The sequence below is a fragment of the Chloroflexota bacterium genome, from assembly GCA_020161265.1.
GTDB lineage: Bacteria > Chloroflexota > Chloroflexia > Chloroflexales > Herpetosiphonaceae > Herpetosiphon.
This window is the reverse complement of record JAIUOC010000006.1, coordinates 411,800-438,141: the sequence shown is the minus strand read 5'-3', so window position 1 is coordinate 438,141 and position 26,342 is coordinate 411,800. Positions and strand designations below refer to the sequence as shown.

Genomic DNA, 26,342 nt, shown 5'->3' with positions numbered 1-26,342 from the left:
TGAATTAAATCAAAAAGGCGGCGCAACGTTTGAACGTGTTGCGCCGCCTTTGGTTTAATTAGCGATATTCGACCCACACCACACAGCTAAACCCCGGCACGCTGATGCTGCCAAGATTGCGATCAAAGCTCGCCTGCGCCAGCACTGAATCATAGCTATTTGCTAGCAAGGGGTGCAGTTGCAAATTGTAATGACCAAAACTGGCATCGCTATAACTCAAATCATGATGCGAGCCATTGAAAGCTACCACAATTCGGCTAAATTGTGCATCACACTGCTCGCCAACCCCATCATCAAGCACCATCAGCACCAAACCGACCACTTGATCAGGCCCAGTATTGGGAAACCAGACTTTTTGTTTGATCAATTCAGCCCTGTTCAAACGAAACAAGCCTGAGCTACGCCGAATTTGTAGCATGGTTTGGAAATGGGCATAGCTGAATGCCATATCCTTAGGGGTTGGCTTGAGTGCAGGGTTGGCTAACAACGGCCCAACCGTGGCCCAATGTTCATGGTTATCCGCCGAGGGCGGCAAGCCCGAACCCCAAGTGTTCTGCTGGCCCGTCCAATCGATGCGGTTAAACCAATCGCTGGAGTTGTAGCTATTGCGATCCAGCGATTTTGAGCGCAGCAACTCATCGCCAGCATGAAAAAAGGGAATTCCTTGGGCTAAAGCCACCAAACTCAAGGCCAAATTGTGCATACGCACCCGCTCGGCCATTGGCGATTCGGGCGGCGCTTTGACTTGCACTCCATCAAACAGGGTTTCATTATCGTGGGCTGAAACATAGGCAATATGATCATCAGGGCGTAAACCATAGGCTGCTGGTTTGCCATTGATATACAAGTGGCCGCCCAAAGTTTGTTGGCCTTCGCAACTGAGCATTGGATATTCGGCCAAATTGCCTGCCAAACTCAGCCGTACCACATCGCTCAGCACGGCAACTTGGTAATGGCGCTCAACAAACGCCCGCTGCTCGTACAGATTAGGCCGATCAAGCAAGCCTGTGGCAAAGCCCTGCACTTGAAAACCGACAAATGGGCCGCCACCCCGCGCCGCATCACGCAAACGATCGCTGAAGGTGCCAATGCCCGTGCCAGCCATGGCATGTTGCGAGGCATTTTCGCCGCGTGCGCCGTCGGCAACCTCACCAAAATTCCAGCCCTCACCATACAAATAGATCGCTTTGCCATCAACGCCATGCTCAGCCAACGTCAAATTATCGAGCATCGCGCGAATTGCCAACAGATTGCGTTTTAGATGATGGCCCATCAAATCGAAGCGAAAGCCATCAACTTTATAATCGACAGCCCATGTGCGCAGCGAATCGAGCATTAATTTTTCCATCATATGCTGTTCGCTGGCGGTGTTAGCGCAGCAGGTGCTGTTGCAAACATTGCCATCAGCATCCAAGCGATGATAGTAGCCTGGCACAATTCGATCGAGCACGGCGCAACTGGCTTGGCCACTCGAATGGGTGTGATTGTAAACCACATCCATCACCACCCGCAGCCCAATCTGATTCAGCGCTTGCACCATCTCGCGAAACTCGTAGATTCGCGTTGAGCCATCGGGATCGGTACTATACGAGCCTTCGGGCGTAGTGTAATGGCGCGGGTCATAGCCCCAATTGAAGCCATCATGATCGCGAATTGGAAAAAGATAGGCTTGCTGCTCAGTCGAATCAGCAGGCAAACTGGCTAAATAGTCAAAATCAATTCGCGTGCGATCAGGTCGATGTTCTTCAATGGTGGCAATATCAAAGACTGGCAGCAAGTGCACATGGCTCACCCCGGCCTTAGCCAGCCGCTGCAGATGTTGCATGCCATTCGATTCAACTTGGCTAAAGGCTTTGTAGGTGCCACGCAACTCAGCTGGCACACTCGAATCGGTGATCGAAAAATCACGCACATGCAGCTCGTAGAGCACAATATCGGTGGGTTGGGCTAGGCTTGGCTTGGCGAGTTTGCTCCAACCTTTGGGTTTGAGGCGTTGGCTTTGCAGATCAACAATTTGCGAATGTTGGCTATTGGTCGATAAACTCAACGAATAGGGATCAGTGACGCTATTTTGCTCAAATTGGCCAGTACTCGGCACAAACACATCGACCAAAAATCGATAAAACTGGTTCTTCCAACTGGGCTTGCCAACGATGCTCCAAACTCCAGTCTGAGGGTCAAACGTCATTCCACTGCGAATTGCGCGAGTTCCCTTGGCCGAATCGGCGTAGAGCAACAGGCTAACCGAACGAGCGGTTGGTGCCCACAAGCGCAAAATCGGGCGTTTCTGCTCATCGAAACTCACCCCAAGCTCGCCAGTGTAGTGATACAAATCATCAAGCACCCCTGGAATTTGCAACGCCGTCGCATCGATCAAACTCTGATCATCAGCGTGATAGGCCTGCACCGCCACTTGACCACGCAATATTGTCGCAACCAAGTCGTGGTGTTCAGGGGCAAGGCGCAACACTGGCAAGCCTTGCAAATGGGGAAAAGCCGCTACCAACGCCGAATCTAAGCCCAAGGGATCACGTTCGAGCGGCAAAACCATGCCATGCTGAATTCCCTGCGGCGTTAGCTCCAACGAACCATCAAGCGAATAATGCAACTCATAGCGAGCATTGGGGAGCGCATGAATATTCCAAACAATCGTATCGCGACGCACCCAATACGCCCGCAGCCGGTCAAGCTGCCCGACGCTGGGCTGCTCTTCAACAACAGATTGATCAAGCATCTTAATCTCCCATCAAATGGGTAAACTCGTATGTATAGCACATTATATGCAACAAATTGGCAATTTGCTTAATCGTTCCAGCGTGCTTGCCACTGACCATCGGGCATATAGGCCCGCCCGCGTCCTTCTTCATCCCAGACAATCAGTTGACGCTCGTAAAAAATAATCGTTGCCCGAGTACGCGCCACTTTTTCATCAGTCGTATTTTCATTCAAGCCCCAGGCTGTATAAATTTGGCCATTGATGCGGCTAACTGCGCGGGCATCACGAAAACCCAAGCGCTGGGCAATTTGATCATTGGTAAAGCCATGGGCCACCAAGGTCATCACTTCGCGCTCGGCTGGCTCAAGCAAATCAAGCGCCGATTGCTCATCGCGGTGGCGAACTTCTTGCACTCGGCTAGCAATATCGGGATCGATAAAGGCTCGGCCTTGAAAGGCATCGCGCAGCAGCGGGGCAACCATCGCTGGTAGTAAGTAGTTGCTTTTGCGCACATACGCATAGTGGCTTAGAATGCCCGAACGCTGGAAATCGCGATAATAGGCATCATCATCTTGGATCGAATAAAACACCACCGGAATCCGCGGATGCTCACGGCGAATAATCACTGCTGCTTGAATGCCATTGAGTTGACTGGCCAAGGCCACATCCATCAAAATAGCTTGCGGCGTATGTTGAGCACACCATTCAATTGCATCCTCGCCGCTACCAGCCTCGCCGATCACGGTTATCTCTTTGGTAGCCTGCAACCCAGCAACCATCGCCGCCCGCAATGCCGGATGATCTTCAACCACCAATGTTTGGATTGTCTGCATGGGAGAATCCTTAGCCAATTATCATCAAATATATGCTCAACCTTAATCTTTGTGTCAAGCAATTAAGTGCAAAGCCATGTTAATCTTTTAATTATTGGGGATCGGGAATCAGGGTTCGGAATTCGGAAGGTTTTATAGATGTTAAGGCAGATGATGGTTAAAAACATGGCTCATGCAATATACAGATAACCAATCCCCGACCCCCAACAACCAACCCCCATCCATACAAGGAACCACCCGATGAAACGCTGGTCATTGATTGTTGGCACTTTGTTCGTTGTAGGCTGTAGCGATGCTGCTATACTTGTTGAAGCTCCCAAACCTGCTGCAGTGCAGCAAATCGCGATCGCCACCAGCGCCCCGACCAGGGTTGTGCCGACAGCGACTCCAGCACCAAGTGCGACCCCAGCCCCGCCAACTGAAACACCCGTGCCCCAACCACCACGGGTCGGAATTCAAGTTGGCCATTGGCAAACCGAAGATTTACCCGATGATTTGGCTAAATTTCGCACCTCAACTGGCGCATTCGTCAATGGCATTACCGAATCGGATGTGAACTTGCCAGTTGCCGAGCAAGTTAAAGCCTTGCTTGAGGCCGAGGGGATTACGGTCGATCTGTTGCCTGCGACCGTGCCAGTTGCCTACAAAGCCGATGCTTTTATCTCGATTCATGCCGATGGTTCGACCAGCACCAGCAGTCGCGGCTTCAAAATGGCCACTCCTTGGCGAGCCTCTGAAGCCAGTTTATTATTGCTCGATAGTTTAGTTAGCGAATATGCCGCTGGCACTGATATGCCTCAAGATTCGGCGATTACCGCCAATATGCGCGGCTACTATGCCTTTAGTTGGCGACGACATCGCAACGCGATCGCCCCAACCACCCCAGCCGTGATCGTTGAAATGGGCTTTTTGACCAATCCCACGGATCGAGCGTTTATGCTCAATCAATCAGATGTAATTGCTCAGAGCATCGCCAATGGCTTGCTGCGCTACCTCGAACTGCACGATCCCAATGATTTAGAAGCGTTGCGAGTGATTGAATATGCGATTCAGCGCCCCAAAACTGCCGACGTGACCGTGCATTCAGCGCCTGATACCGAAGCGCGGGTGTTGCATACGCTGGAAGAAGATCAACGTTTTATGCCATTTCGCCAGCGTGATGGCTGGTATGAGGGTTTTGTGCGCGGTAGCTCCAATATTGTTGGCTGGGTGCAAGTCAGCGCGATGCAGGGCACAAGCGACCAATTGCCACCACCAACCGATCGCTGAGCCTGAAAACTAGCAAATAAGGTGGCAGGATTCAGTCAGCGAAACCACGAAGGACGCGAAGAGCGCGAAGTTTAGATGTTTAATTACTGATTGATTAGCCCCTCACTTCCTTCTCCCGCCATCGTGTGAGAAGGGAGCGAGGGAAATTCTACAGGCTCTGCAACAGCCACAACAAACCCATGCCCGTCCCAATCGTCAGCAGCACATTATTGGTTTTCCAAGCAACCAAGGCCGCGACCAAGCCAGCAATCAAGCGCTCATTATTGTTGAGCAATTGATAACGATGCTGTTGATAGATTAAATCGGGCACAATAATTGCCATCAGCACGGCAATTGGCACAAATTGCAAACAGCGTTGCAACCATTGAGGCATGCTGGTTTTGCCTGCAACGCTAATAAACGAGAGCCGCAGCAAAAATGTCACACAGCCCATGCCAATAATCAGCAGTAAAATCATCATGCCTGCCGCCCTTCAAGGTATAAACCAAGCCCAACCCCCACCAAAACACTCAACACCAAGCCCAATTTATAGGGCAACATAGCCGTGGCTCCTGCCATAATCGCGGCGCAAAGGGCCACCGCCGCCAAGCGGCGATTTTTGATCGCAGGCATAGCCAAAGCAATAAAGGTCAGTGGAATTGTGAAATCGAGTTGCCAACTGGCCGGAAATTGCTGGCCAACGAACATCCCAACTACCGCCCCAATTTGCCAAGTAATCCACATACTGATTGCCGCGCCAAGGTAAAACCATGGTTTGTAGTGCATGTGGGGTTTGCGCTGATAGAGGCTAATCGCCAAAGCATAAGCCTGATCAGTCAGCAAATAGGCACTAAGCAACTTCCAGCGCCGCTTCAATTGAGCCAAGTGGTCGGCCAATGAGGCGCTATACATCACAAAGCGCAAATTAATAATCAGGGTCGTCAGGATGATCAAGAGCATCGGGGTATGCTCAGCCAAGAGCTGCATCGCCACCAACTGAGCCGAGCCAGCAAACACAATCATCGACATGGCAATAGCTTGGGGAATCGATAAGCCAACACTCATTGCGGCAATGCCCGAAATCAAGGCAAATGGGATAATCCCCACGGCAATCGGCAAAAACGCGCGAATTCCAGCGCGAAAGCTAGCAGAAATTGAGTGCATGGCGCTGCTCCAAAGCTTGTAAACTACGATTTAATTGAGCATAGCTTGATCGAAGATTAATTGCTTGGATGATCTTGCTAATTTAGCCTTGGCGGCGATATTGCAGCGGGGTAACGCCTAATACGCGCTTGAAATGGCGGTTCAAATGACTTTGGTCGCTAAATCCGGTTTGAACGGCTACCTCGGCCAAGGGCAACTGAGTATGTAACAGCTGTTTTGCCTGATTGATTCGCAGTTGAATCAGGTAGCCATGGGGTGGCAGGCCAGTTGCTTGGCGAAACAGCCGCAGTGTATGAAACGGACTTAAATTGACCAATTGGGCCAGTTGCTCAAGCGAAATTGAATCGGCATAGTGCACCGCCAAATATTCACGAATCGTCGTTACTGCTTTGGGATGCATTTGCTGGGCGTTAAGCGCTGGTTTGCTTTGGGCATGGCGAATAATCAGTTGCGCCATCGTCCAGAGCAAGCGCGATTCGCGTTCGAGCGCGGTGGTGCTGGGGTCTTCCAACAATTGATGGAGTTGGAGCAGGCGCTGCATCAAAAATGGGTCATGAATCACTGGCTGAGGAAAAAAGGGGATTGTTTGATTGCGCCCAGCTAATTGGCTAGCAGCTTGCTGTAGGATTTGAACTGGGGGATAAAACATGCGATAGACCCAGCCTTGGGGTGTAGCAGCATGACCAGTATGCACCACCTGCGGATTAATCACCGCAATACTGCCAGCGGGCATAAGCCACTCCGAGCGCCGCTGATAAGTAAAGGCCTGACCACCAGCCTCAATCACCCCAATCGCAAACTCTTCATGGCTATGCGGCGCAAAACGCTGGGTAATATAGTGGGCATGCAACAACTCCAAATTATTCAACACCCGATCCTGCCAAAAATGCACGGTTTCGCGATTAAGCGGCGCTTGCATAGCCAACCTGCTCCTTGATTGTCTCAAGCCATTAACCAAAACAGCGCCGAGCACAAGGCTTCAGCGCTGCTTTGAATTTGCCAAGTTTCGTAGAATGCTAGCCTTTGGCCACCTGTTGCTGATCGAGCATGCGTTGGGCGGCGCTTTGCAAAGCTTCCACCCGATCATCATCGGGCAACAATTTCGCCAATTGTTTATAGGTACGAACGGCCTGACCATACTCCTGAACCCGCATCAGCACATCGGCCAATTGCTCGTAGGCATCGGCATCTTTTTGATCGAGCGCAATCACTTGGTGATAGGAAGCAATCGCTTCTTCGTAGTTGCGTTGTTGAATTGAGAGCCGCGCAATTTCACGCAGTTGAGTAATCGCATCTTTGGTGCGCAACGAAAGAATGCTAAAGCTCACCAAATGTTGGCGGGCTTCGGTGTCATTAGGTGCGATCTGTACAATTTTGTTGTACATCTCGGCAGCCTTATCAACCTTACCCAACGTCCAATAAACATCAGCGACCTGCTGAATACTGGCCACTGCATCTTTGACCAAGCCTTGTTTGCGCTGCAACTCGGCCAATTCATCCAAGCCAGCCAAGCCCTCATCAAGATAGCCGCGCCGCATCATCAGCTGGGCATGACGTGACTTGATCGGGATATTCTTGGGGGCTAATTGCAAGCCCGTGGCCAAAATCTCCAAGGCGCGATCAAGCTGACTTTGGCTTTCGTAGTAAGTTGCCAACTCATCAAGCTGGGTCAAGGCTTCGTTTAGGCGGCCTTGGCGGAAGTAAATATCAGCCAATTTGGTGTAGGCTTGGCGGTCGTAGGGCAACAATTGCTTGACCCGTTGCAAGGCCTGAATTGCCCCTTCGAAATTCTCGTTGGCGGCATAGGCTTCGGCCAAACGCCGTTGCAACTCGCCCTCGTTGAAGGGTTGGGCAAAGGCATGCTTGGTGCTCATGGCTGGCACAGTGCCAGTCACCAAAATTGCCTCGATTTTGCGTAGTTGCTCGATTGAGCCAGCAGCATTACCCTCGGCAATGTAGCTATCGGCAATCGCTTGATAAACCAGCACTGGCGGAACCAAGGGATCAGCATCAATTTCGAGCAACTCAAGCGCTTGATTGAACGAGTGCATTGCCGCCGGATGTTGCTTGGTTGATTGCTGAATCAATCCCAAGAGAAACTGAATAATCGCCCGATCAGTAATCAAGGTGACGGCGCGATATTCGGCTTGCACATCGTTAAGCTGTTGCGGATTGCTAGCCAGTTTTTGAATTAAGGCGGCGACTGAATCCCAAATCGCATCGGGGAATTCGCCCATCATGGCGAGGGCAATATTGGCTTGGGCCATCACCACCAAATCATCGGGCTTTTGCACAATGACCCGGCGGAATTCTTCCAAGGCTGCTTCCCAACGTTCGAGTTTGAGCAATACTTGACCATATTGAGCACGTAAATTGACGCTATCAGGTGCCCATTCCAACAACTTGCGAAATTGCTCCAAGGCTTTGACGGTTTGACCTTGGCGGAATTGTTGGTTAGCCACATAGGCCAACTGCTCAGCGGCCTCATCGCTACGGCCTTGTTTGCGCAATACCTCGGCCAATTCAGCCCGAATGATCGTGCTATCAGCCGAGAGATCGATCAGTTTGTGATAAACCCCAATTGCCTTGTGGGTTTCGCCTCGTGCTTTGTAGGTTTCGATCAACAAATTGAGCTTAGCGAGTGCTTGATCCATGCGCCCCAAACGTTCGAGAATTTCGGCCATCCGCAGGTGAATCGCATAAAACTCCAGATCGTAGCGAATAATTTCATGGCAGGCATCGAGCGCCGCATACAAGAAATTTTGCTCAGCAAACGATTCGCTGGCCTCAACCAAACGCTGAATCCGCTCGCTGCGGCCTTCGGTATCAATCGGCGTGAGCGGCGCAAAATGCACTTCGCCAGCTGGTGGCAAATTGGCGGCCAGCACATCAAGCGGGTCAATATCGGTCAGCATCGTTTGGGGCGCTGGGCTAGCATTACCGCTAATCAAGGCCTCAAGGCTGGCCATATCATCGGCTGGGCTAGCTTCGACACGGCTTTTGGGGCTGAGGAAATCGGTGATCGAGGGCATTTTGCCCCAGGTTTCGGTCTGTGGTTCAGGCACAGCCTCTTCAGGTGGCGGCGCGTTCAAAATCCCCGTGCCAAGCATGCGCAATTTCGACATCATGCTGCGGTCGGTCAGTTCCTTGGCCTTGGCATTATATTGCGCCGCTTGTTCTGCGCCCCAACGTTTGCCCTGCAAAAAGCCCGCCAAGGTTGAATACAACGAGGCTGCCCGCGCCACATCGCCTAGTTCAAGATAGATCGCCGAGGTTGCTTCGTACATATCGATCAAATCGTTGGCTTCTTCTTTGCCGATCGATTGCAAATCGACGTAGCGAATCGCTTGCTCGAACTCTTGGGCGGCACGTTCCATTTGGCCAAGCTTTTGGTAGATTGTACCAATCGCAAAGTGGGCGGATAGGGCGTATTCATCGTTATGGCTGGCAATTTCGAGCACCCGCAAGGCATCTTTATGTCGCTCAAGCTCATCGTAAATCAAGCCCAAGCTATATTGCATGTCGGCGCGTTCGGGCAGCACGTCAACCACCCGTTCATACATTTGGGCGGCTTGCTCCAGCAACCCATTATTTTGATACTCAATCGCCTCGTTGACTGCACGTTCGATTTGTTCTTTGGTTTGCAAACGACCTTGGTCGGGCAATTGATCGCCTGTGGCGGCAGTAATTAAGGCCTGCCGTGCCAAATCAACTTTCTTCTTGAATTCTTGGGCCGAGAGGCTAGCGGGGTCTACGTTGAGGGCTTCGACGGCGGCTTCATCAGCAGCATCGTATTGTTCAGCATCATAAAATTGCTGACCCAGATGCAAATATTCACGGATTGCGCCAGGTTTATCGCCAGATTCAGCTAGCACCATCGCCAAGCGCACGCGGGCTTCTTCGTGGCTGGGGTGAATATCCAAAATATCGCGATAAGCTCGCACTGCCTTCAAAGGCAATTTTTGGGCGATCAAACGTTCGGCCAACTGCATAAACAGCTCGATGGCTTGATCGGTATCACCTTGAGCGCGATAAATCTTGGCAATATATTCGGTAAAAACCGGATTATCTGGATTACGCTTGAGCAACTCCTGCCACAATTGTAACGATTGTGGCAGCTTATTGGTATGAAACAACGCGGTGGCGACAGCAATCCGAGCCTGCTCGTGAGTTGAAAATTCGGTCATGGCCCGAGCAGCTTCGGTTAAAGCTTTGTTCCAATCGCCAGCCCGTGAGGCAAGCTGATATTGTTCTAACGCACGGTCAAAAATTGCTTGGTTCCCTGCCATCCGAACCCCCACAGACACAAGGATGAAGAACTTCGTTGGATGAGTAGCAGATCAACAGCCAGATACTTGGACTGACGAAATGCCACTCGGCCCGTTGGCGATCTTACTTGTATCGAATGTTATTGTTACGTGTTGTTGTTTGTCGATAATCAGTTGCTTTGATCAGCACTTGACTACAAATATCTGCATCAGACAAACGTGATGCAATCCGTGGATCGAATTTATCTAAATCGGCATTTGATGTAATGACCGTTGGTAAACGATGATTATAACGGTGATTGATAATTTGGAACAGCTTTTCGCGGGCCCAGCCGGTTGAACTTTCGGTGCCTAAATCATCGAGCACCAATAATTGAATATTGCGAATTTTCTCAAAGCGCTCATCGTAGGCCACCTCGGAGTTTGGTCCAAAGGTCGAGCGCAAATAATCCAGCAAATCCGGTACAACCATAAAAATTGTTTGATACTCGCGGCGCACAGCTTCGTTGGCAATTGAGGCTGCTAAATGGGTCTTGCCACAGCCATAGGTTCCATACAGAAACAGCCAACCTTTGGGTGCTTGAGCAAACGCCTTGGCTCGTGCGTAAGCCTCACTAACCCCAACCACATGCGAGTTAAATGTATCAAAGTTTTTGGTTTCAAAGGCCTGCAAATTACTTTGTTGCCATAGTTTATCACGTTGGCGGCCTTCTTTTTCGGCGAGTTTGCATTGGCAGGTAATCAAATGGCCAAAGTTGGGGTCGCTGATCGGCACATCCATGCAGAAATAGCCAGCACCCTTACAAATCGGACAAATCTCCTCCATCGGAATCGCCGCTTCTTCCGAAGAAGGCGGCATATTTGCCCGTGGTATATTTGCTGAGATCGAAAAGCTGCTCGGATCGATGCGACGTAGATTCTTTTCCATCGGTTTCCCACCGTTCTAGAATGCGCCGAATGTAGCGCCAATTGCGCACATTGGCTTCAACCGCTTTGGCGATGGCTTCTTCGAGCCATACAGCGGGATATTTGGCACTAGCCTCGTGCAATTGCTCGATCAGCAGCGGCGTGAGCAGGCCAATATTTTGTTCGTAAAGCCCAAAAATGGTTGGCTGCGCCGTCGGGCTAGCTTCGAGTGCAAGCACGCGCTGGCCTGCTTGGCGCTCGACCCAATGCCGATTGGCTTGGGTATTGACCAAATACCAACTAACCACGCGGCCAGGTTCAGGGCTGATTAAGTGCAGTAATGTGCCCCGCTCAACCGCTAAACCCAAGGCTTCTTCTAAAACGTCGCTGGTTGGGCGCAATTGCGAGACCGCCCGCAACGATTGAGCCAGGGCACTATCGCTGCTCAGCGCATCCCACGAAACGCGTTTGGCGCGGCCACGTTGCTGGCTAACCAACCAAAAGACATGCAGGGTTACTTTAAGCTCAGCCAAATTGCTGATTGAAGGGAGAACATCGCTAAAGAATTCTGCCGGTAGCGGCACGAGATTCTCAGTTGAGAAGCCATGAAACGCCGCCACGGGTTGCCTCCAAAAGTAGTGCTGCGCGATTTATCTAGTATCAATGATACCACATGCCGCAACGCTTGCGACCACTCATCCAAATAGATTCTGCTGGTCACGCGGGCTGGGCAACGACGGTAACTCGTGGTGGACGGCTAGGGTGAACATTGCCTAACGAAGCGTAATACCCAACTATCAACCTGTCGCCCTTAAACACCGCAGTGGGAGAAGGACTGGGGGTGAGGGAACGGGAGACATGATTATTAATGAAATGAAACATTACATCTATGCCCTATATTCGTGAATCCTTCATACTTATTAATACTCTGCTAGTTTTTTTCTGGCCCAATTTGTGCGATGATACTAGCGTGCAATGTGGCACAGCGGAATCGGGCATACAGCTCATGCAATGGAGAATCTGGCTTGATTCGACCTGTTCGCTTGGTAGATAGTCTTGAGTTGCGGCGCACGCCGTACACCTATATGTTGTTGGGCAGCGAGCATGTGCTGGCGGGCAACCATCGACCGTTGGGCTTTGCGCTACGCTGTTTAATGCCTTTTGCTCAAGATCGCCATACTTTGGTTTATCATGAGCGTGGGCTGCGTGGCTATGTCCAAGGCTGGTATCGTTTAAATAGTGCTGATGCCGATTTGGTGTATCTGGCATCGCAACCGTTTCGGCGTGGCATGCGCCAACCAACCGACCCCGATGTTTGGTATCGTTTATTAGAAGCATTTGTGGTGCGGATGGGTTCGCGCAATATCGAGCGTATCTTCGCACCATTGGCCTCGAACTCACCCCATCTGGAAGTTTTTCGCCAACTTGGCTTTCAAAGTTATGCTACGCGGCAGGTTTGGCGGACTTTAACTCCCGATGTTGCCGAAGGTAGCTCAATTATTGTGTTACGCCCACAACAGCGTCGCGACCCCCATGCAATCCAACGATTGTATGAGGCGATCACCCCTGCAACTGTTGTACGATATGAAGGACGAACGTCACGATCGTGGCAATTGCCGGTCGTTGCCCGTCATGGGGTTCGTCAGCGCTCATGGGTGCTTGGGCGTGATGGCCGAGATGATATTTTACGGGCGGCCTTGCATGTGTGGATTGGCCCACACGCCGCAGTTATGAGCCTTCTGATCGATCCTGCTGAGCAACGCTTAGCCTCGTCGGTTATTCGATTTGGAATGAGCCAATTGGCTAATGCCCATCAAGGTGTCGTCTATCTCCTTTTGCCAGAATATCATGGCGAGTTGCATCACAACTTGGAGGAAATCGGCTTTGAACATATTGGAGATCAACGCCTGACGGTCAAGGAACTCACAGTGCCATTACGCAATCCATTGTTGCGGCCTGTGATCGAAGGAACGCGAGAAAGCGTCGTCAATCCGTCGCTGTCATCGTCGGTTCAATCCGAACCGTGTATCTAACACACCCCGGCGTGTGTTTGAGAGGGATGCAACTATGTTAGATCGTCGCGAAATTACCCATAATATCGATCTGTTGCTGTCAACCTTGCCGCCACGTTTGGCCGAGCCGTTGGCAACCCATGAACAGAAAGATCAAGTTATAGAAATTGTTATGGATTTGGGGCGCTTGCCCGAGGCGCGTTTTCGCCACGACCAATCAAGTTTCCTCAGTGAAACTGAGGTCTCACGCGAAGATCTCGATTATGTGACCGAGCGAATTGGCCAATTTGGTGAGGATAATCGCGCTGGGATTCAGCGCACGCTGCACCGCATTTCAGCCATTCGCAACCGCTCTGGGTTGGTAATTGGTCTGACCTGTCGGGTTGGCCGCGCCGTTTATGGCACAATCGAAATCGTGCGCGATTTGGTCGAGGCTGGTAAATCGATCTTGATTCTGGGCAAGCCTGGGACAGGTAAAACCACCATGCTGCGCGAAGTCGCCCGCGTTTTGGCCGACGACTTTCTCAAGCGAGTGGTGATCGTCGATACCTCGAATGAAATCGCTGGCGATGGCGATATTCCTCACCCAGGGATTGGTCGCGCTCGCCGAATGCAAGTAGCTCGGCCAGCCGAACAACACAATGTGATGATCGAAGCGGTCGAAAATCACATGCCCCAAGTCATTGTGATCGATGAAATTGGTACGGAATTGGAAGCCCAAGCTGCTCGCACCATCGCCGAACGCGGGGTGCAATTGGTTGGTACGGCTCACGGGAATACCTTGGAAAACCTGATGCTCAACCCAACTCTCTCCGATTTGATCGGCGGGATTCAGGCGGTAACCTTGGGCGATGAAGAAGCGCGGCGGCGGGGAACCCAAAAAACCGTGCTCGAACGCAAAGCGCCGCCAACTTTCGATGTGTTGGTCGAAATTCAAAGCTGGGACGATGTAACGATTTATCAAGAAGTCGCTTCAGCCGTCGATTTAATTTTGCAGGGCAACGAACCAACTGCCGAACAACGCACCAAGGACGAGCAAGGCGCAATCGTGGTGCACGAAGGCCGCCCAGAACGGCTTGATAGCGAAGCCAGCACCATGCTCACGCGGCGTGGCGGCTATCGCAGCCGTGAGCGCGACCGTGATCGTGACCATGGCGAACGCGACTGGCGGCGTAAAAGCGAACGGCGCGAAGCCCAACGCGAGGAGCGCGAACGCTATACGCTGGCGCTGAATGGCAGCACCAGCCCAAAAACCGAAGAACCAAGCGTGCTGGTTAAAAAGCCTGGTAAGAATGCGCCTGCCAAGATTTTTGCCTTTGGTGTTAGCCGGAATCGTTTGGAAAAAGCCTTAGATCGCTTGGGCATTACCGCCAGTTTGGTGCGCGAAATGGAACAAGCGACGATGGTCATTACCCTGAAAAATTACTATCGTCAGCACCCAACTCGGCTGCGTGATGCCGAAGAACGTGGAATTCCAGTGTATGTGCTACGCTCGAATACCCAAACCCAAATGGAAGAATGCCTCGGCTCGGCCTTCGAAATCAGCATCAGTCCTAGCGACCCGCTGAGCGAGGCCATGGAAGAGGTTGAAGAAGCAATCAGTCAAGTCATGGATGGCTCAACCGAAAGTATCGAACTGAGTCCGCAAAGTTCCTATGTGCGTAGGTTGCAACATCAGATTGTTGAGCGGTACAATCTACAATCAGAAAGTACTGGCAAAGAACCACGTCGCCGCATTCGAATCTTTCGCTAAATCGGCAATGTGGCCTCAAGTTGTTGGACTGTAGGGGAACCATGAGCTTGTTCATTACCTTTGAAGGCCCAGAAGGTAGCGGGAAGAGCACCCAAGCCCGCTACCTCAAGGATTATCTACAACAGGCTGGCTATCCAGTCATCTTAACTCGTGAGCCAGGCGGAACGCCAATTAGCGATGCTGTGCGGCGGCTTGTGCTCGATGGTCAATGGACGGCGATGGAGCCGACAACCGAAACGCTCTTGTTTGCTGCCGCTCGTGCTCAGTTAGTTGGCGAGGTGATCTTGCCCTATCTGAAACTGGGCGGCATTGTTTTATGCGATCGCTATGCCGATTCGACCTTTGCCCACCAAGGCTATGGCTTAGGCCGTAATTTAACCGAGCTGCGCGAAATCACCCGCTTTGCAACTGGCGGCTTACAGCCCGATCTGACCTTCTTTTTGGATTTGCCAGTTGAGCAAGGCTTACAGCGCAAACGCAAACAGCGCGACGATTTTCGTGAATCAAGCCAATTAGCCTTGCCCTTGCCCCACCTGCCCCAACCAAGCCCCAGCCAAAACGAACATTGGAATCGGCTCGATGCCCGCGAAATTGCCTACCATGAACGAGTGCGCAGTGGCTACCTTGAGATGATCGCCGCTGATCCACACCGTTGGCAGGTATTTGATGCAGGAATTGAGCGCGAAAGCCTCACCGAGCAACTGCTTTTGGCGGTCCAGCCCCATCTCACGACGATTAAAACCTTGAGCTAAAACCCGCCGTATAAGCTGCATCTCAGTCGAGTATCAGGCTGAGATGCGCTTAGGCGTTGGTTTGATATGGTACAATATCCCAATCGTGGCAAATTAATTGCCAGTATTCTAAACCCATGCAATCGCCTCAAACAGCCGAGGCCTTCTTCAGGAAAGCATAGGAACATGACAGAAATTATTGCAGAACTTAAAAGCATTTTGCCAATTGTTGGCATGATTGTTGGGGGCTATTTGGTGCTCTTATGGGTTGCCTCGCTGGTATGGACTTACCGCGATATTGCTAGCCGCTCCAACGATATTTTGGTGCAAGTGCTTTCAACCTCAATGGCCTTCTTTTTGCCATTTGCTGGGTTGTTGTTATATATGTTGGTGCGCCCTCGCGAAACCCTCAGCCAAAAATATGAGCGTGAATTGGAAGAAACCTTTATGCGCCGCGATATAGAGGATGAGCATGTTTGCCCAAATTGCCAACGCAGCATTCAGGCCGATTTTATTTTGTGCCCACATTGCCAAACCCATTTGCGCCGCAACTGTGGCAACTGCGATCGGGTGATCGATATGACCTGGCAGGTTTGCCCATACTGCGCAGCTCCAGCCAATACCCGCATCAACAGCCAACCATTGCGCCAGCCAGAATATGAACAACACTACGCCCGCTAGTTCGCAAATTTGCCCAATTTGTAGCCAACCCGTTCAGCCAATGCCCCGCTATCCGCGCTATGTTTGCGTCGATTGTCGGGCATTGGCGGTTGATCAGCATGGCCGTCTAGTTGAGTTTTTCAATACGGGCTTTTTAGGCACTGGCTGCGCTGGCAGCTATCGCGATGATCAATCGGTCTATCCTTCTGATCAGTGCTGGATCAACGGACAGCGTTGCACCGCCCGAGAAGCGCGTTTCGGCGGGATTGTGATTGAGGTAGCAGCCCATGAATGAGCAGGAGCATTGGCAAGGCTTTATCGTTGCCTTCAACGAGGAGCGTTTTGTTGATGGAGTGTTGCAATTAGAAGAATTATGGTTTCCCACCCGCAACGATCTCTATCGTGGCCTGATTCGGCTGTCAGTAGCGCTCAACCAATTGCGTTTGGGAATTGTCGATAGCCCGCGCCAACTGCTTGCCAGTGCCTACGATATGCTGGCTCCCTTTGAAACTAACCAGCACCACCTCGATATTCAGCAGATTCGGGAATACATTCAAACCTGCGCCAGCTTGATTCCGGCTGATCTACGAACTGGCCAAGGCCGCATCGATTGGGATTTAGTACCACGAATTCAGCTCTAAAATCCATCACAAACAGAATTGGCGCTTGATCCACGAAGGACACGAAGCGCACGAAGGTTAAGTTTTGGCCACAGATTGCACAGATTTATTTGATTATCTGATCCCTGGCTCCTAGTCCCTGACCCCTAGCCACCGATCCCCAATTCCCAACAGCCGATCCCCAACCCCCGATAACCGATCCCCAACCCCTATATTCTTACATACTATTACAATTTTCGCATACTTGCATAGCCTAGCACATCGCAGTAGAATGAACGCTAATTGAATCTGGTACGGCAGCTCCGTACATCAAGCAAATGTTCGGGAACGCTGTGTTCTTGGACGTTTTTTGTAGGCAGCAGGAAACGGCCTGTTGCTAAGGACAGACGTGCTATGCAATGGAAATTAGCACTTCATCGGCCAATTGCTCCGCGTGCGAGCAATGAAGAAACTTTGCGCCGCAACATGCGCTTAGGAGTGGCCAATGGAGTTTTATTTATTTTAGCCGACGCATTTAGCGATGCGAACTTGGTATTAACGGTATTTGTACGTGAATTGGGTGCTGCGCCATGGGTGGTTGGTTTGTTACCATCGCTCAAATCGGGCGGCTGGCTATTGCCCCAATTGTTGAGTGCTGGTCGCTTGCAAGGCATGACCTACAAATTGCCAGTCTATCGCCAAGTGGGGATTGTACGCTTTTTTATTTGGTTGGCGATGGTGCTGGTGGTTTGGAATGCAACCAGTTTGCCAGTCTGGGTGCTATTGCCGCTGTTTTTGCTAGGGTATGCCCTCTACAACTTTACTGGTGGTTCTGGCTCGGTCGCTTTTCAAGAAGTTGTGGCCAAAACGATTCCTGCTCGCCAGCGTGGCAAGTTTTTCGGGTCGCGTAACTTGATTGGCGGTTTGCTCTCGTTTGTGCTCGTTAGCCCGTTGGTTGGCTGGCTATTGAGCCGCGCCAGCCCGTTGCTGTTTCCCCACAATTACGGTGTTTTGCTCTTTATCTCGTTTGTGCTGATTGGCTTTGGGATTATTTCGTTTAGCCTATTTGCCGAGCCGCCGACGACCAATCCCCCAGCAGCAATTTCGGCAAAGCAGATGTTTGCCAAGATTCCGGTATTGCTCAAGAGCGATCGCAACTTTCGCCAATATGTGCTTTCGCGCATGGTCACGCGCTTGGGTGGCTTGGCTGATCCATTTTATATTTTGTATGCCCGTGAGGTATTGAATGTTCCGCCACGGATGATTGGGGTTTATTTGGCAGTGCGGGTGTTTTCAGCAGCCCTATCCAATCTCTTTTGGTCGCGGATTGGCGACCAACGTGGTAATCGCCTGTTGATTGTCTTGACTGGGGCGTTAATTATCACTGTGCCAACTTGGGCCTTGTTGGTGATGCCATTCGCCAGTGTTTTGAGCCCAGAAGCCTTAGGTTGGGTCTTTGGGGTAATCTTTTTGCTGATTGGCTTGAGCGTCGATGGCTCGAACACCGCTAGTTTGACCTATGTGATGGAGCTAGCACCTGCCGAACAACGCCCAGTCTATGTTGGGGTTTGCAATACGTTGATGGGCATTGCCACCTTCTTTCCGGTTTTAGGCGGGGTGTTGTTAGCTCAATTTGGCTATTTGCCCTTATTCTGGATTAGCGCGGCTAGTGCCTTTATTGGATTATTGCTCTCGCGACGGTTACCTGAGCCACGCAGCAGCGAGGGCTAGAAAGATGCCACCAGCTGTCGAGCGGCAACAGCTGGTGGCATTCCAGATTGATGAATTAACCACGAGACTCTTGATGAGAAGGATAAAGGTAACGCATGTAATAGTTATGATCTCCATTTTTGCCTTTTGATTTCTGACTTTTGAGCTTATTTCTGTGGTAGCATACAGCTAGTTTAGTGGGGGATTGGAACTGTGCGTTTTGTGCGTGCTCGACTCACAACGTTTGACGACCCGCATTATCGGGCGTTTGTTGAACAAATGACGCTTGCTCGTGAAAATCAACGGGCGATTCGGCCACCGCGCCAGCGCGATTTATTCGGCGGCGAGGCTGAACAATTGCTGCGCGAATGGCTGGCTGAGCAAGGCCAAGTGCTTTCCGAGCGGCGCATTCTCGAATATGATGAGCGTAGTGGCCGCCAAACGATCCGCAAATATCGCGAAATCGATGCCTTGGTTGAGCTTGGGCGCAGTGTCCATGTGTTTGAGGTTAAGGCTAGCCGTTCTGCTCACACCATTCGTAAAGCCGCGACCCAACTCCACGACATTCGCGTAGCCCTACAATTGATCATTCCACGAGTTTATACAACGCTCTTATTGGTCGATACTGGCATTCCTACTGCCGAGACGGTTAGTGCCTTGATGCGTAGCCCCGATGCACCTCACACTCCACCACCAACTATTGCAGATATCATCGGCGATCAGAGCCGTTTCCATTTAATTGAGCAGCCTGACGAAGCCCAACAATGGCCCGATCAGATCAGCATTCGGCGTTTTAGCCTTGAACAATTAATTAATATGGCAGGCGATCGCCCGCTGCATCTTGATTGGGATCTTGATGAAGATGAAGAGCCGCCTGCGCCGCCGGTGATCAATCGCCAAACTGTGGCCGATGATCCCGATGATGAGACTGATAATCCATTTGCTGCGCTGCTTGGCGCAATATGAGGTACTAGCGTGTCCGCCCTCTACGATTCGGCGGTCGAAGCCGACCGCATTGCTGCAACAACTAACTATCCACCAGCACCATGGGTTATGCAAGGCACATGGGTTTGGTGCGTTCATCCAGTCAAACGCAACGCCGTGGCCGATTTACTACCTGCGCCGCTAAAACCACTTTGGTTGCCAACTGGCCGTACTTTGGCTTTTTCGTTGGTTGGTCAATATGGCACTGGCTCGACCTTGCACTACGGCGAGGCCGCTTGTGGGCTAATTTTGAAGCTCGGGCCACGCCCGGCAATTTGGATTCACGGCCTAGTCGTCGATTTGGATCAATCGGTGGCAGGCGGGCGCAATATTTGGCATTTACCCAAAGAATTAGCCCGTATTTCGTGGACCAACCCCAATCGCGATCGCATTAGCGCTGACCAACATGGGCGTTTGTTGCTGAGCTTTGAAGGGATTCCCAAACGGATCAATGGCTTTAATGCTGGGATGAATTTCGATGTACTGGTTGTGCATCAACAAGAACTGTATCGCATTCCGGCTCGCTTTGCTGGCACGGTTGGCATAACCCGCAAAATTCGGCCATTCTTTCCGGCTAGCGGCGCATGGGCCAAATTTGGGGTTTCAGGCTATTCGATCTCAGGCTTGGGCCATGGCCGTGGCGATTTTGGCGAGTTGATCAAAGTTTAATCTATTTTTGGGTTGAGCCGACTAGCAGAGCAGGCTGGTCGGCTTTTAACATGGTGCTAAAAGATGCGGTATAATTAGCACAGAGGTGCGAAAATGCCAGATTTATCTCATACGAATATTGCCAATCACGCGTTGTTTGAAGAACGCTTGCGCAACTTGCCACTCTCGCCAGGCGTGTATATCTATCGCGATCAAGCCAATACGATCATTTATGTGGGCAAATCCAAAAGCCTGCGTGATCGGGTGCGTTCGTATTTTGGTGCGCCGCGTGGCCTAACCAGCAAAACCCGACGCTTGGTGCAAAATATCGCCGATTTTGAATTTATCACCACCGATACCGAGCTAGAAGCGCTGCTTTTAGAAATGAATCTGATCAAAAAGCATCGCCCACGCTACAATGTGCTGCTCAAGGATGACAAAAGTTATCCCTATATCAAAATTACTAAAGAAGAATGGCCGCGAGTTTTGCGAGTGCGCAAAGTGCTGGAAGATGGTGGGATTTATTTTGGGCCATTTGCCAAAGCTAGCAGCGTCTATGCCACAATCGAGCTATTGAATAAATTATTTGCCTTTCGTTTATGCAACGATGATATGTTCAAAAAGCACGAGCGCCGTAATCGGGCTTGTATGTATTATGATATTAAACGCTGTCTTGGGCCATGCGCCAACAATTGCACCACCGAGGAATATAGCACCGCAATTAATCAAGTACGTTTATTTTTAAGTGGTAAGCCCGAAGCGATTTTGCGCGACCTCAAAACCAAAATGAACCAAGCTGCCGAAGATTTACAATTTGAACGTGCGGCCTATGTGCGCGATCAAATCAAGGCCGTCGAACGGGTGATGGAGCGCCAAAAAGTGCTAAATACTGCCGCCAGCGATCAAGATGTGATTGCTTTTGCCCGCGATGAAGGCAAAGCAGTGGTGCAGGTGTTCTACATTCGTGGTGGCAAGCTAATTGGTTCGGAGCCATTTACCCTGCAAGGTACTGAGGAAGAACAGCCCGAAGCCTTGATGAGTTCATTCTTGACCCAATTTTATGATGCCGCCGCCGATATTCCACCCAATATTCTGCTGCCCGATTATCCCGAAGAAACCCAAATTATCGAGCAATGGCTTGAAAGTAAGGGCGGTCATAAAGTCAGTTTGCAAGTGCCACGGCGTGGCGATAAAAAAGATTTGGTCGATTTGGCGGCCCGTAATGCCAGCCAAACCCTCGATCAATTGCGCTTGCAATGGCTCAACGCCGAACAACGGGCCACAGCAGGGCTGAGTCAATTGCGCGAATTATTGAATTTAGCCGAATTGCCCCAACGCATCGAATGCTACGACATCTCGAATACCCAAGGCACTAATTCGGTGGGCAGTATGGTGGTGTTTGAGCAGGGTGAGCCAGCCAAAAAACACTATCGCCGTTTCAAAATTAAAACCGTTGAAGGTGCGAACGATGTAGCCTCGCTCAGTGAAGTGCTGCAACGGCGGTTTGCCCGCGCCGATGATACTGGCCAAACCGACGAGCCAGAACCAACTGAGCAAGCCAGCGCCGAGCCAACCAATAACGACGAAACGTGGGCCGTATTGCCCGATCTAATTTTGATCGACGGTGGGATTGGTCAAGTCAATGCTGCCGCCAAAACCTTAGCAGCGGCTGGCTTTGAGCATATTCCGGTGGTTGGTTTGGTCAAGGGCGATACCAAAGGCCACTTGCCCTATGGCTTGGTTAAGCCTGGCCAGCGTGTGCCAATCGCTTTCGCCCAAAACGATCCAGGTTTGCATCTGGTTCAGCGCATCGACGAAGAAGCTCATCGTTTTGCGATTAGCTATCACCGCAAATTGCGAACGAAGGGCATGCTCCGCTCGACCATGGAAGATATTCCAGGCATCGGCCCCAAACGCAAAAAAGCCCTGATCAACGCCTTTGGTTCGCTGGATGGCATTCGCAATGCCAGTATCGAGGAGCTAGCCGCCGTGCCCGGCATGACCCGCAAAGCCGCCGAGGAGATCAAAGGGCTGTTGTAAAGGATGAAGTATGAATTATGAGGGATGAAAATTAGAACATAGAACATATTGTAGCTAAAAACTTAACCTTCGCGAATCTTCGCGTTCTTCGTGGTTTCAGCCCTTCGTGTACCTTCGTGCCCTTCGTGGATCGAAACCAGCCCCCGATCCTCAAACGTAACAATCTTGCAACAAACCTAGGATTTGAACTTTGACAACTGCTAGGCGATGGTGTATCATCGTAAGCGTTGTCGGGGCGTGGCTCAGCCCGGTAGAGCGCAGCGTTCGGGACGCTGAGGTCGGAGGTTCGAATCCTCTCGCCCCGACCACCAATCACCGTTTTGGCGGTGATTTTTTGTTTTTAGGCTTTTGACAAGCCTGCAACGCTGGTTGATAATGGCCTGCGCTATGCAACGAAGCAGATTTTTTCAATTTCAATCACTGGTTTGGCTTTTGATCGCTGGGGTTTGCGCAGGCGGCCTCGCCGCTTGGTCGTGGCTTGAAAATGAGCAATGGCGCGGCGTTGCCACGAGCATCGATCAGCCAATTGCTTGGGCTAATGTGCCACAGGGCGGGGTCAATTTGCCCAGCCTGCACCTCGAATCACCCGAAGTTATTTCGCGCACTCTCGATACCGCCAAAGCCGCTGGGTTTTATTGGCTGCGCGTCCAATTTCCGTGGGAAGATATTGAGATTCACGCCAAAAACGATTTTCGCGATTATCGCCACGATTACAACGACGATGGTATGGTCGATCAAACCGATGCAATCTCAGCTTGGACAAAATATGATGGGATTGTCGCCGCTGCTCAAGCCCGTAATTTGCAATTGATTGTGCGGCTCGACCGCCCACCAAGCTGGGCACGCCAAAACTTGCCAATGGACAGTTTTCGGGTCGCCAAACGCCAACAAGACCCTGGCTCAACTGGCCCACCTGATAACTATGAAGATTATGGCGATTATGTGACAGCGGTCGTCGAGCGCTATCGCGGCAAAATACGCTTCTTCCAAATTTGGAACGAGCCAAATTATGGCCACGAGTGGAATTGGGCTGATCCTGATCCTGCTGAGTTTTTTAAATTGTTGCAACTTGGCTATACCCGCGCCAAAGCTGCCAACCCCGATGCGATCATTCTTTTCCCGAGTTTGACTCCAGCTGATGGCTTCGATTGGCAAGCCATGAACGATCTGCAATTCTTGGAGCAACTGTATCAGCTTGGGGCCGCCGATTATTTTGATATTTTTACGGCCCAAGGTTATGGCCTTGGCCAACCTGCGACCGAAAATCGCTATGTGCGGCCATTGTTTAATGCCGATGGCTCGTTGCGTCGCGATACGCTTTGGCAACGCCCACTCGATTCGCGCACCGATGTCACGCGGGTGGTTTTGCTTCGCGAAGTGATGGAGCGCTACGGCGATGCTCATAAGGCGGTTTGGATTAGCGAATTTGGCTGGAATAGCGCGGCGGTTGCCACCCAATATGGCCCGCCAGTCAGCGAAGAGCAAAAAGCCCAATATTTGGTGGAATATCTGCAACGAGCGCGTCAGCAATGGCCTTGGCTTGGGGCAATGAATATCTGGTTTTTACGGCCTGGAGTCAACTTCTCGCCCGAAGATCCGACCATTCACTTTGCTTTGCTCAAGCATGATTGGACTGAATTGCCCGCCTATACTACTGTCAAAGCTTACCTAACCCAAGCGCCGCAATTGGGGATTGGTCGCTATCAACCAAGTGATTTGCTCTGGCAGCAAGGCGAATATAGCGCCAATTGGTGGGGCGAGCATTTAATCGTGCACAGCGCTGGGCCAATTGAAGTAGTAGTTGATGGCCAAGTGCTTGCTGAGCCAGAATTTCGTGGTGAGCTAGGCCAGCATCAACTAGCAATTCGCGGTGATTGGCAAACATTGACAATTAGCCGACAACGCACTTGGTGGTGGCTGTGGGCCAGCATTCCGTTTGGGCTTTGGCTGGGTTTGTTGCTAGCGCTGAAGCGTTTTTATCGCGTCCTAGTGCGAAAGAGAACTGTATGATGCTTGCACGTTGGCGTTGGCATCCCCTCACAACGCTTGGGCTGAGTGGGCTGGCGGCCTTGGCAATTGTGGCGCTCTATCGGCCCAAACGCTTTGTGCCATTGATCGGCATTGATGAGGCGGCTGCCCATAATTTGCTGTTTGCGCTAGCGTTGTTGGCGCTATTTGCTCTGCTCGCTTGGCTGCGCCCCGAAATTGGCTTGGCTGGTGTGGCTGCAACGATTCCATTCAATTATCGCTCACGCGGCTTTTGGGATGGGAACTACCCATTTATTGATGGCAAATATTTTCCGTTGCATGAGCTATTGCTGTTGGCAGTCTTGGGCATTACGGTGCTTGATGCTGGTTGGCGCTTACTTCAACGCCAAACCGCATGGCAAGCGTGGTGGCGTGAACATTGGCGCATGCTGCTGTTGCCCTTGGCTTGGCTGTTTGTGGCTACGTTTGCGGCAACTTTGGCCGTGCCCGAAGGTCAAGCCGAGGCATGGCGCGAATGGCGTTGGATGATTATCGAGCCATTGTTGCTGTATGGCTTGATTTTGTATTGGCAACCACGCTACCCAGTGCGGCGCTGGTTGCTTTGGGGTTTGCTGGCTGGCAGCGCAATTGTGGCAATCATTGGCATTTTGCAGTGGCGCGACCTCGATTGGACTCCGATTGATGGTACGGGCATGTGCTTTAGCGATTTGATTGTTGATTCTGGCGGCACAAAACGGACATCATCGGTCTACTGCCACCCCAATAATTTAGCCTTGTGGATGGATCGCGCCAGTATGTTGGCGGTCGTCGCGGCAGCGTGGGCCTGCTGGCGATGGTGGCGTAAACGCACCTGGCAATATGCGGCATGGTCGTTGATCTATCTGGGGGCTAGCAGCTTGTTGCTACTCAGTTTGATGCTGACTTATTCCAAGGGGGCGCGGTTTGCCGTGGCCTTAGTATTGATTGGTCTAAGCTGTTTGCCGCGCCGCTGGTGGCTACCGCTGATCACAAGCGCTGTGCTTGGTGGATTGTTGCTCTATTCGTCGTTGAGTGGCCCTGAACGCTTGAATGTGACGGGCGATTCGAGTTCGGCGCGTTTGAGCATTTGGCGCTCAGCCACAGCGATGATTATTGATCATCCGATTGTAGGGATTGGGCTTGATCAATTTTATTTTTATTTCAACCCCCAATTCAATCGGGGTTATATCGAGCCAAGCCTTGCCGCCGACCCTGCCGAGCGTAACACCGCCCATCCGCATAATTTGCTGCTCGATTTGTGGTTGCGGGTTGGGATTGCAGGAGTGCTTATTTTTGCGGCGTTGGCGTGGCTGAGCGTTCGGCGCACTTGGCAAATTTGGCATAGCGAGCAGCCTGAACGCTGGTTGGCTTTGGCAGCTTTGGCGGCCTTGATGGCTGGCTGGTTGCATGGCGGCGTTGATCAAGGCTATTTCTCCAGCGATTTAGCAATTGTTACATGGTTAACCCTAGGGATGATCGATAGCTTCACCCTAAAAGGTCAAAATTGACCGAAAATAGCAGAATAGTCCTATTGAAAAATGGGACTATTGCGCTATAGTCTCTAATTAATGGTTTTTAATATTTTGCTCTTACTTTGCTTGAACTTGCAACGCAGCCTCTGATCATCTTTACAAGTGGCAAGCACCCTGATTTAGGAGGCGTTTCTCGTGACTGCTACTAGCACTGATATTTATAGTGTCGTTCGTGAGACACTCCGCGCCAATTCGTTACACAATGCAGGCACATTGCCACCACCACGCCTCCACACCATTGCCATGCAAATTGGCCAATTTTTGCTCGATGAGCAACCAACCTCAGCAACCCTAATGGGCCGCATGCTGTTTCAACAAGGCATTGGTTTGAAGAGCCTTTTAGCGGTTGTTGGCGCAGTTCAGGCCGATTATTTGCGCCATGGCGAACAACTACGAGCAATCGAGAGCTACGAATTGCTCAAAGTGGTGATCGAAAGCTTTGTCGAACACCAAATTGCCCATGTGCGCTCAGAGCATGATCGCTTTCGCCAAACTGTGGGATTGTTACAACGCTCTTTAGGTTAAGGAGTG

The 26,342-nt window shown here is 51.2% G+C and carries 22 protein-coding genes and 1 tRNA gene; 15 read left to right on the top strand and 8 right to left on the bottom strand.

Annotated elements, in window-relative coordinates; genetic code table 11:
• Window positions 1–58: 58 nt before the first annotated feature.
• Together pulA and LCH85_16070 are read right to left on the bottom strand one after the other, a co-directional pair.
• Window positions 59–2,734, bottom strand: coding sequence for a pullulanase-type alpha-1,6-glucosidase (pulA, locus tag LCH85_16075; GenBank protein ID MCA0353511.1), 2,676 nt, complete (start codon window positions 2,732–2,734; stop codon window positions 59–61).
• 68 nt (window positions 2,735–2,802) lie between these two features.
• Window positions 2,803–3,549: a response regulator transcription factor gene (locus LCH85_16070; protein MCA0353510.1), complete on the bottom strand. Its 747-nt coding sequence runs from the start codon at window positions 3,547–3,549 to the stop codon at window positions 2,803–2,805.
• 240 nt (window positions 3,550–3,789) lie between these two features.
• Between LCH85_16070 and LCH85_16065 the strand changes: the two genes are divergently transcribed.
• The gene (locus tag LCH85_16065; GenBank protein MCA0353509.1) at window positions 3,790–4,818 is read left to right on the top strand and encodes an N-acetylmuramoyl-L-alanine amidase; all 1,029 of its coding nucleotides are present in this window, start codon (window positions 3,790–3,792) and stop codon (window positions 4,816–4,818) included.
• Between the two features lie 148 nt (window positions 4,819–4,966).
• Here the strand turns inward: LCH85_16065 and LCH85_16060 are convergent, their stop codons facing one another.
• From LCH85_16060 to LCH85_16035, 6 genes are all read right to left on the bottom strand, one after another.
• The gene (locus tag LCH85_16060) at window positions 4,967–5,278 is read right to left on the bottom strand and encodes an AzlD domain-containing protein (protein MCA0353508.1); all 312 of its coding nucleotides are present in this window, start codon (window positions 5,276–5,278) and stop codon (window positions 4,967–4,969) included.
• Entirely contained in the window at window positions 5,275–5,961 is a 687-nt protein-coding gene (locus LCH85_16055; GenBank protein ID MCA0353507.1) for an AzlC family ABC transporter permease, read from the bottom strand. The genes LCH85_16060 and LCH85_16055 overlap by 4 nt, the downstream gene beginning before the upstream one ends.
• An 82-nt stretch (window positions 5,962–6,043) precedes the next feature.
• A complete protein-coding gene (locus tag LCH85_16050; GenBank protein MCA0353506.1) occupies window positions 6,044–6,880 on the bottom strand; it encodes an AraC family transcriptional regulator in 837 nt (278 codons plus the stop codon).
• Between the two features lie 97 nt (window positions 6,881–6,977).
• Entirely contained in the window at window positions 6,978–10,250 is a 3,273-nt protein-coding gene (locus tag LCH85_16045) for a tetratricopeptide repeat protein (GenBank protein ID MCA0353505.1), read from the bottom strand.
• A gap of 103 nt (window positions 10,251–10,353) precedes the next feature.
• Entirely contained in the window at window positions 10,354–11,088 is a 735-nt protein-coding gene (locus tag LCH85_16040) for an ATP-binding protein (GenBank protein MCA0353504.1), read from the bottom strand.
• On the bottom strand, window positions 11,030–11,755 hold the full coding sequence (locus LCH85_16035) for a DnaD domain protein (protein ID MCA0353503.1): 726 nt from the start codon (window positions 11,753–11,755) through the stop codon (window positions 11,030–11,032). The genes LCH85_16040 and LCH85_16035 overlap by 59 nt, the downstream gene beginning before the upstream one ends.
• 405 nt (window positions 11,756–12,160) lie before the next feature.
• On the opposite strand from LCH85_16035, the gene LCH85_16030 reads away from it, so the two are divergent.
• From LCH85_16030 to LCH85_15965, 14 genes are all read left to right on the top strand, one after another.
• Window positions 12,161–13,168 carry a hypothetical protein gene (locus LCH85_16030; GenBank protein ID MCA0353502.1) on the top strand — a complete coding sequence of 336 codons (1,008 nt, stop codon included), beginning with the start codon at window positions 12,161–12,163 and terminating at the stop codon, window positions 13,166–13,168.
• Between the two features lie 34 nt (window positions 13,169–13,202).
• Window positions 13,203–14,900, top strand: coding sequence for an AAA family ATPase (locus LCH85_16025; protein MCA0353501.1), 1,698 nt, complete (start codon window positions 13,203–13,205; stop codon window positions 14,898–14,900).
• Between the two features lie 41 nt (window positions 14,901–14,941).
• Entirely contained in the window at window positions 14,942–15,652 is a 711-nt protein-coding gene (gene tmk, locus LCH85_16020) for a dTMP kinase (GenBank protein MCA0353500.1), read from the top strand.
• Window positions 15,653–15,817: 165 nt separating this feature from the next.
• Window positions 15,818–16,312 carry a zinc ribbon domain-containing protein gene (locus LCH85_16015; GenBank protein ID MCA0353499.1) on the top strand — a complete coding sequence of 165 codons (495 nt, stop codon included), beginning with the start codon at window positions 15,818–15,820 and terminating at the stop codon, window positions 16,310–16,312.
• Window positions 16,290–16,586, top strand: a complete 297-nt coding sequence (locus LCH85_16010) for a hypothetical protein (protein ID MCA0353498.1) — start codon at window positions 16,290–16,292, stop codon at window positions 16,584–16,586. The genes LCH85_16015 and LCH85_16010 overlap by 23 nt, the downstream gene beginning before the upstream one ends.
• Window positions 16,579–16,932, top strand: coding sequence for a DUF309 domain-containing protein (locus LCH85_16005; protein MCA0353497.1), 354 nt, complete (start codon window positions 16,579–16,581; stop codon window positions 16,930–16,932). The genes LCH85_16010 and LCH85_16005 overlap by 8 nt, the downstream gene beginning before the upstream one ends.
• Window positions 16,933–17,304: 372 nt before the next feature.
• Window positions 17,305–18,621 (top strand): MFS transporter, encoded by a 1,317-nt coding sequence (locus LCH85_16000; protein MCA0353496.1) that lies wholly within the window; start codon window positions 17,305–17,307, stop codon window positions 18,619–18,621.
• 192 nt (window positions 18,622–18,813) lie between these two features.
• Window positions 18,814–19,566 (top strand): hypothetical protein, encoded by a 753-nt coding sequence (locus LCH85_15995; GenBank protein ID MCA0353495.1) that lies wholly within the window; start codon window positions 18,814–18,816, stop codon window positions 19,564–19,566.
• 9 nt (window positions 19,567–19,575) lie between these two features.
• Window positions 19,576–20,253: an acetoacetate decarboxylase family protein gene (locus LCH85_15990; protein ID MCA0353494.1), complete on the top strand. Its 678-nt coding sequence runs from the start codon at window positions 19,576–19,578 to the stop codon at window positions 20,251–20,253.
• Window positions 20,254–20,346: 93 nt separating this feature from the next.
• Window positions 20,347–22,272, top strand: coding sequence for an excinuclease ABC subunit UvrC (gene uvrC / locus LCH85_15985; protein MCA0353493.1), 1,926 nt, complete (start codon window positions 20,347–20,349; stop codon window positions 22,270–22,272).
• A gap of 231 nt (window positions 22,273–22,503) precedes the next feature.
• Window positions 22,504–22,580: transfer RNA gene (locus tag LCH85_15980), tRNA-Pro, on the top strand.
• A gap of 79 nt (window positions 22,581–22,659) precedes the next feature.
• Window positions 22,660–24,282 (top strand): cellulase family glycosylhydrolase, encoded by a 1,623-nt coding sequence (locus LCH85_15975; protein MCA0353492.1) that lies wholly within the window; start codon window positions 22,660–22,662, stop codon window positions 24,280–24,282.
• Window positions 24,279–25,787: an O-antigen ligase family protein gene (locus LCH85_15970; protein MCA0353491.1), complete on the top strand. Its 1,509-nt coding sequence runs from the start codon at window positions 24,279–24,281 to the stop codon at window positions 25,785–25,787. The genes LCH85_15975 and LCH85_15970 overlap by 4 nt, the downstream gene beginning before the upstream one ends.
• Window positions 25,788–25,946: 159 nt before the next feature.
• The gene (locus tag LCH85_15965) at window positions 25,947–26,336 is read left to right on the top strand and encodes a hypothetical protein (protein ID MCA0353490.1); all 390 of its coding nucleotides are present in this window, start codon (window positions 25,947–25,949) and stop codon (window positions 26,334–26,336) included.
• Window positions 26,337–26,342 lie beyond the last annotated feature (6 nt).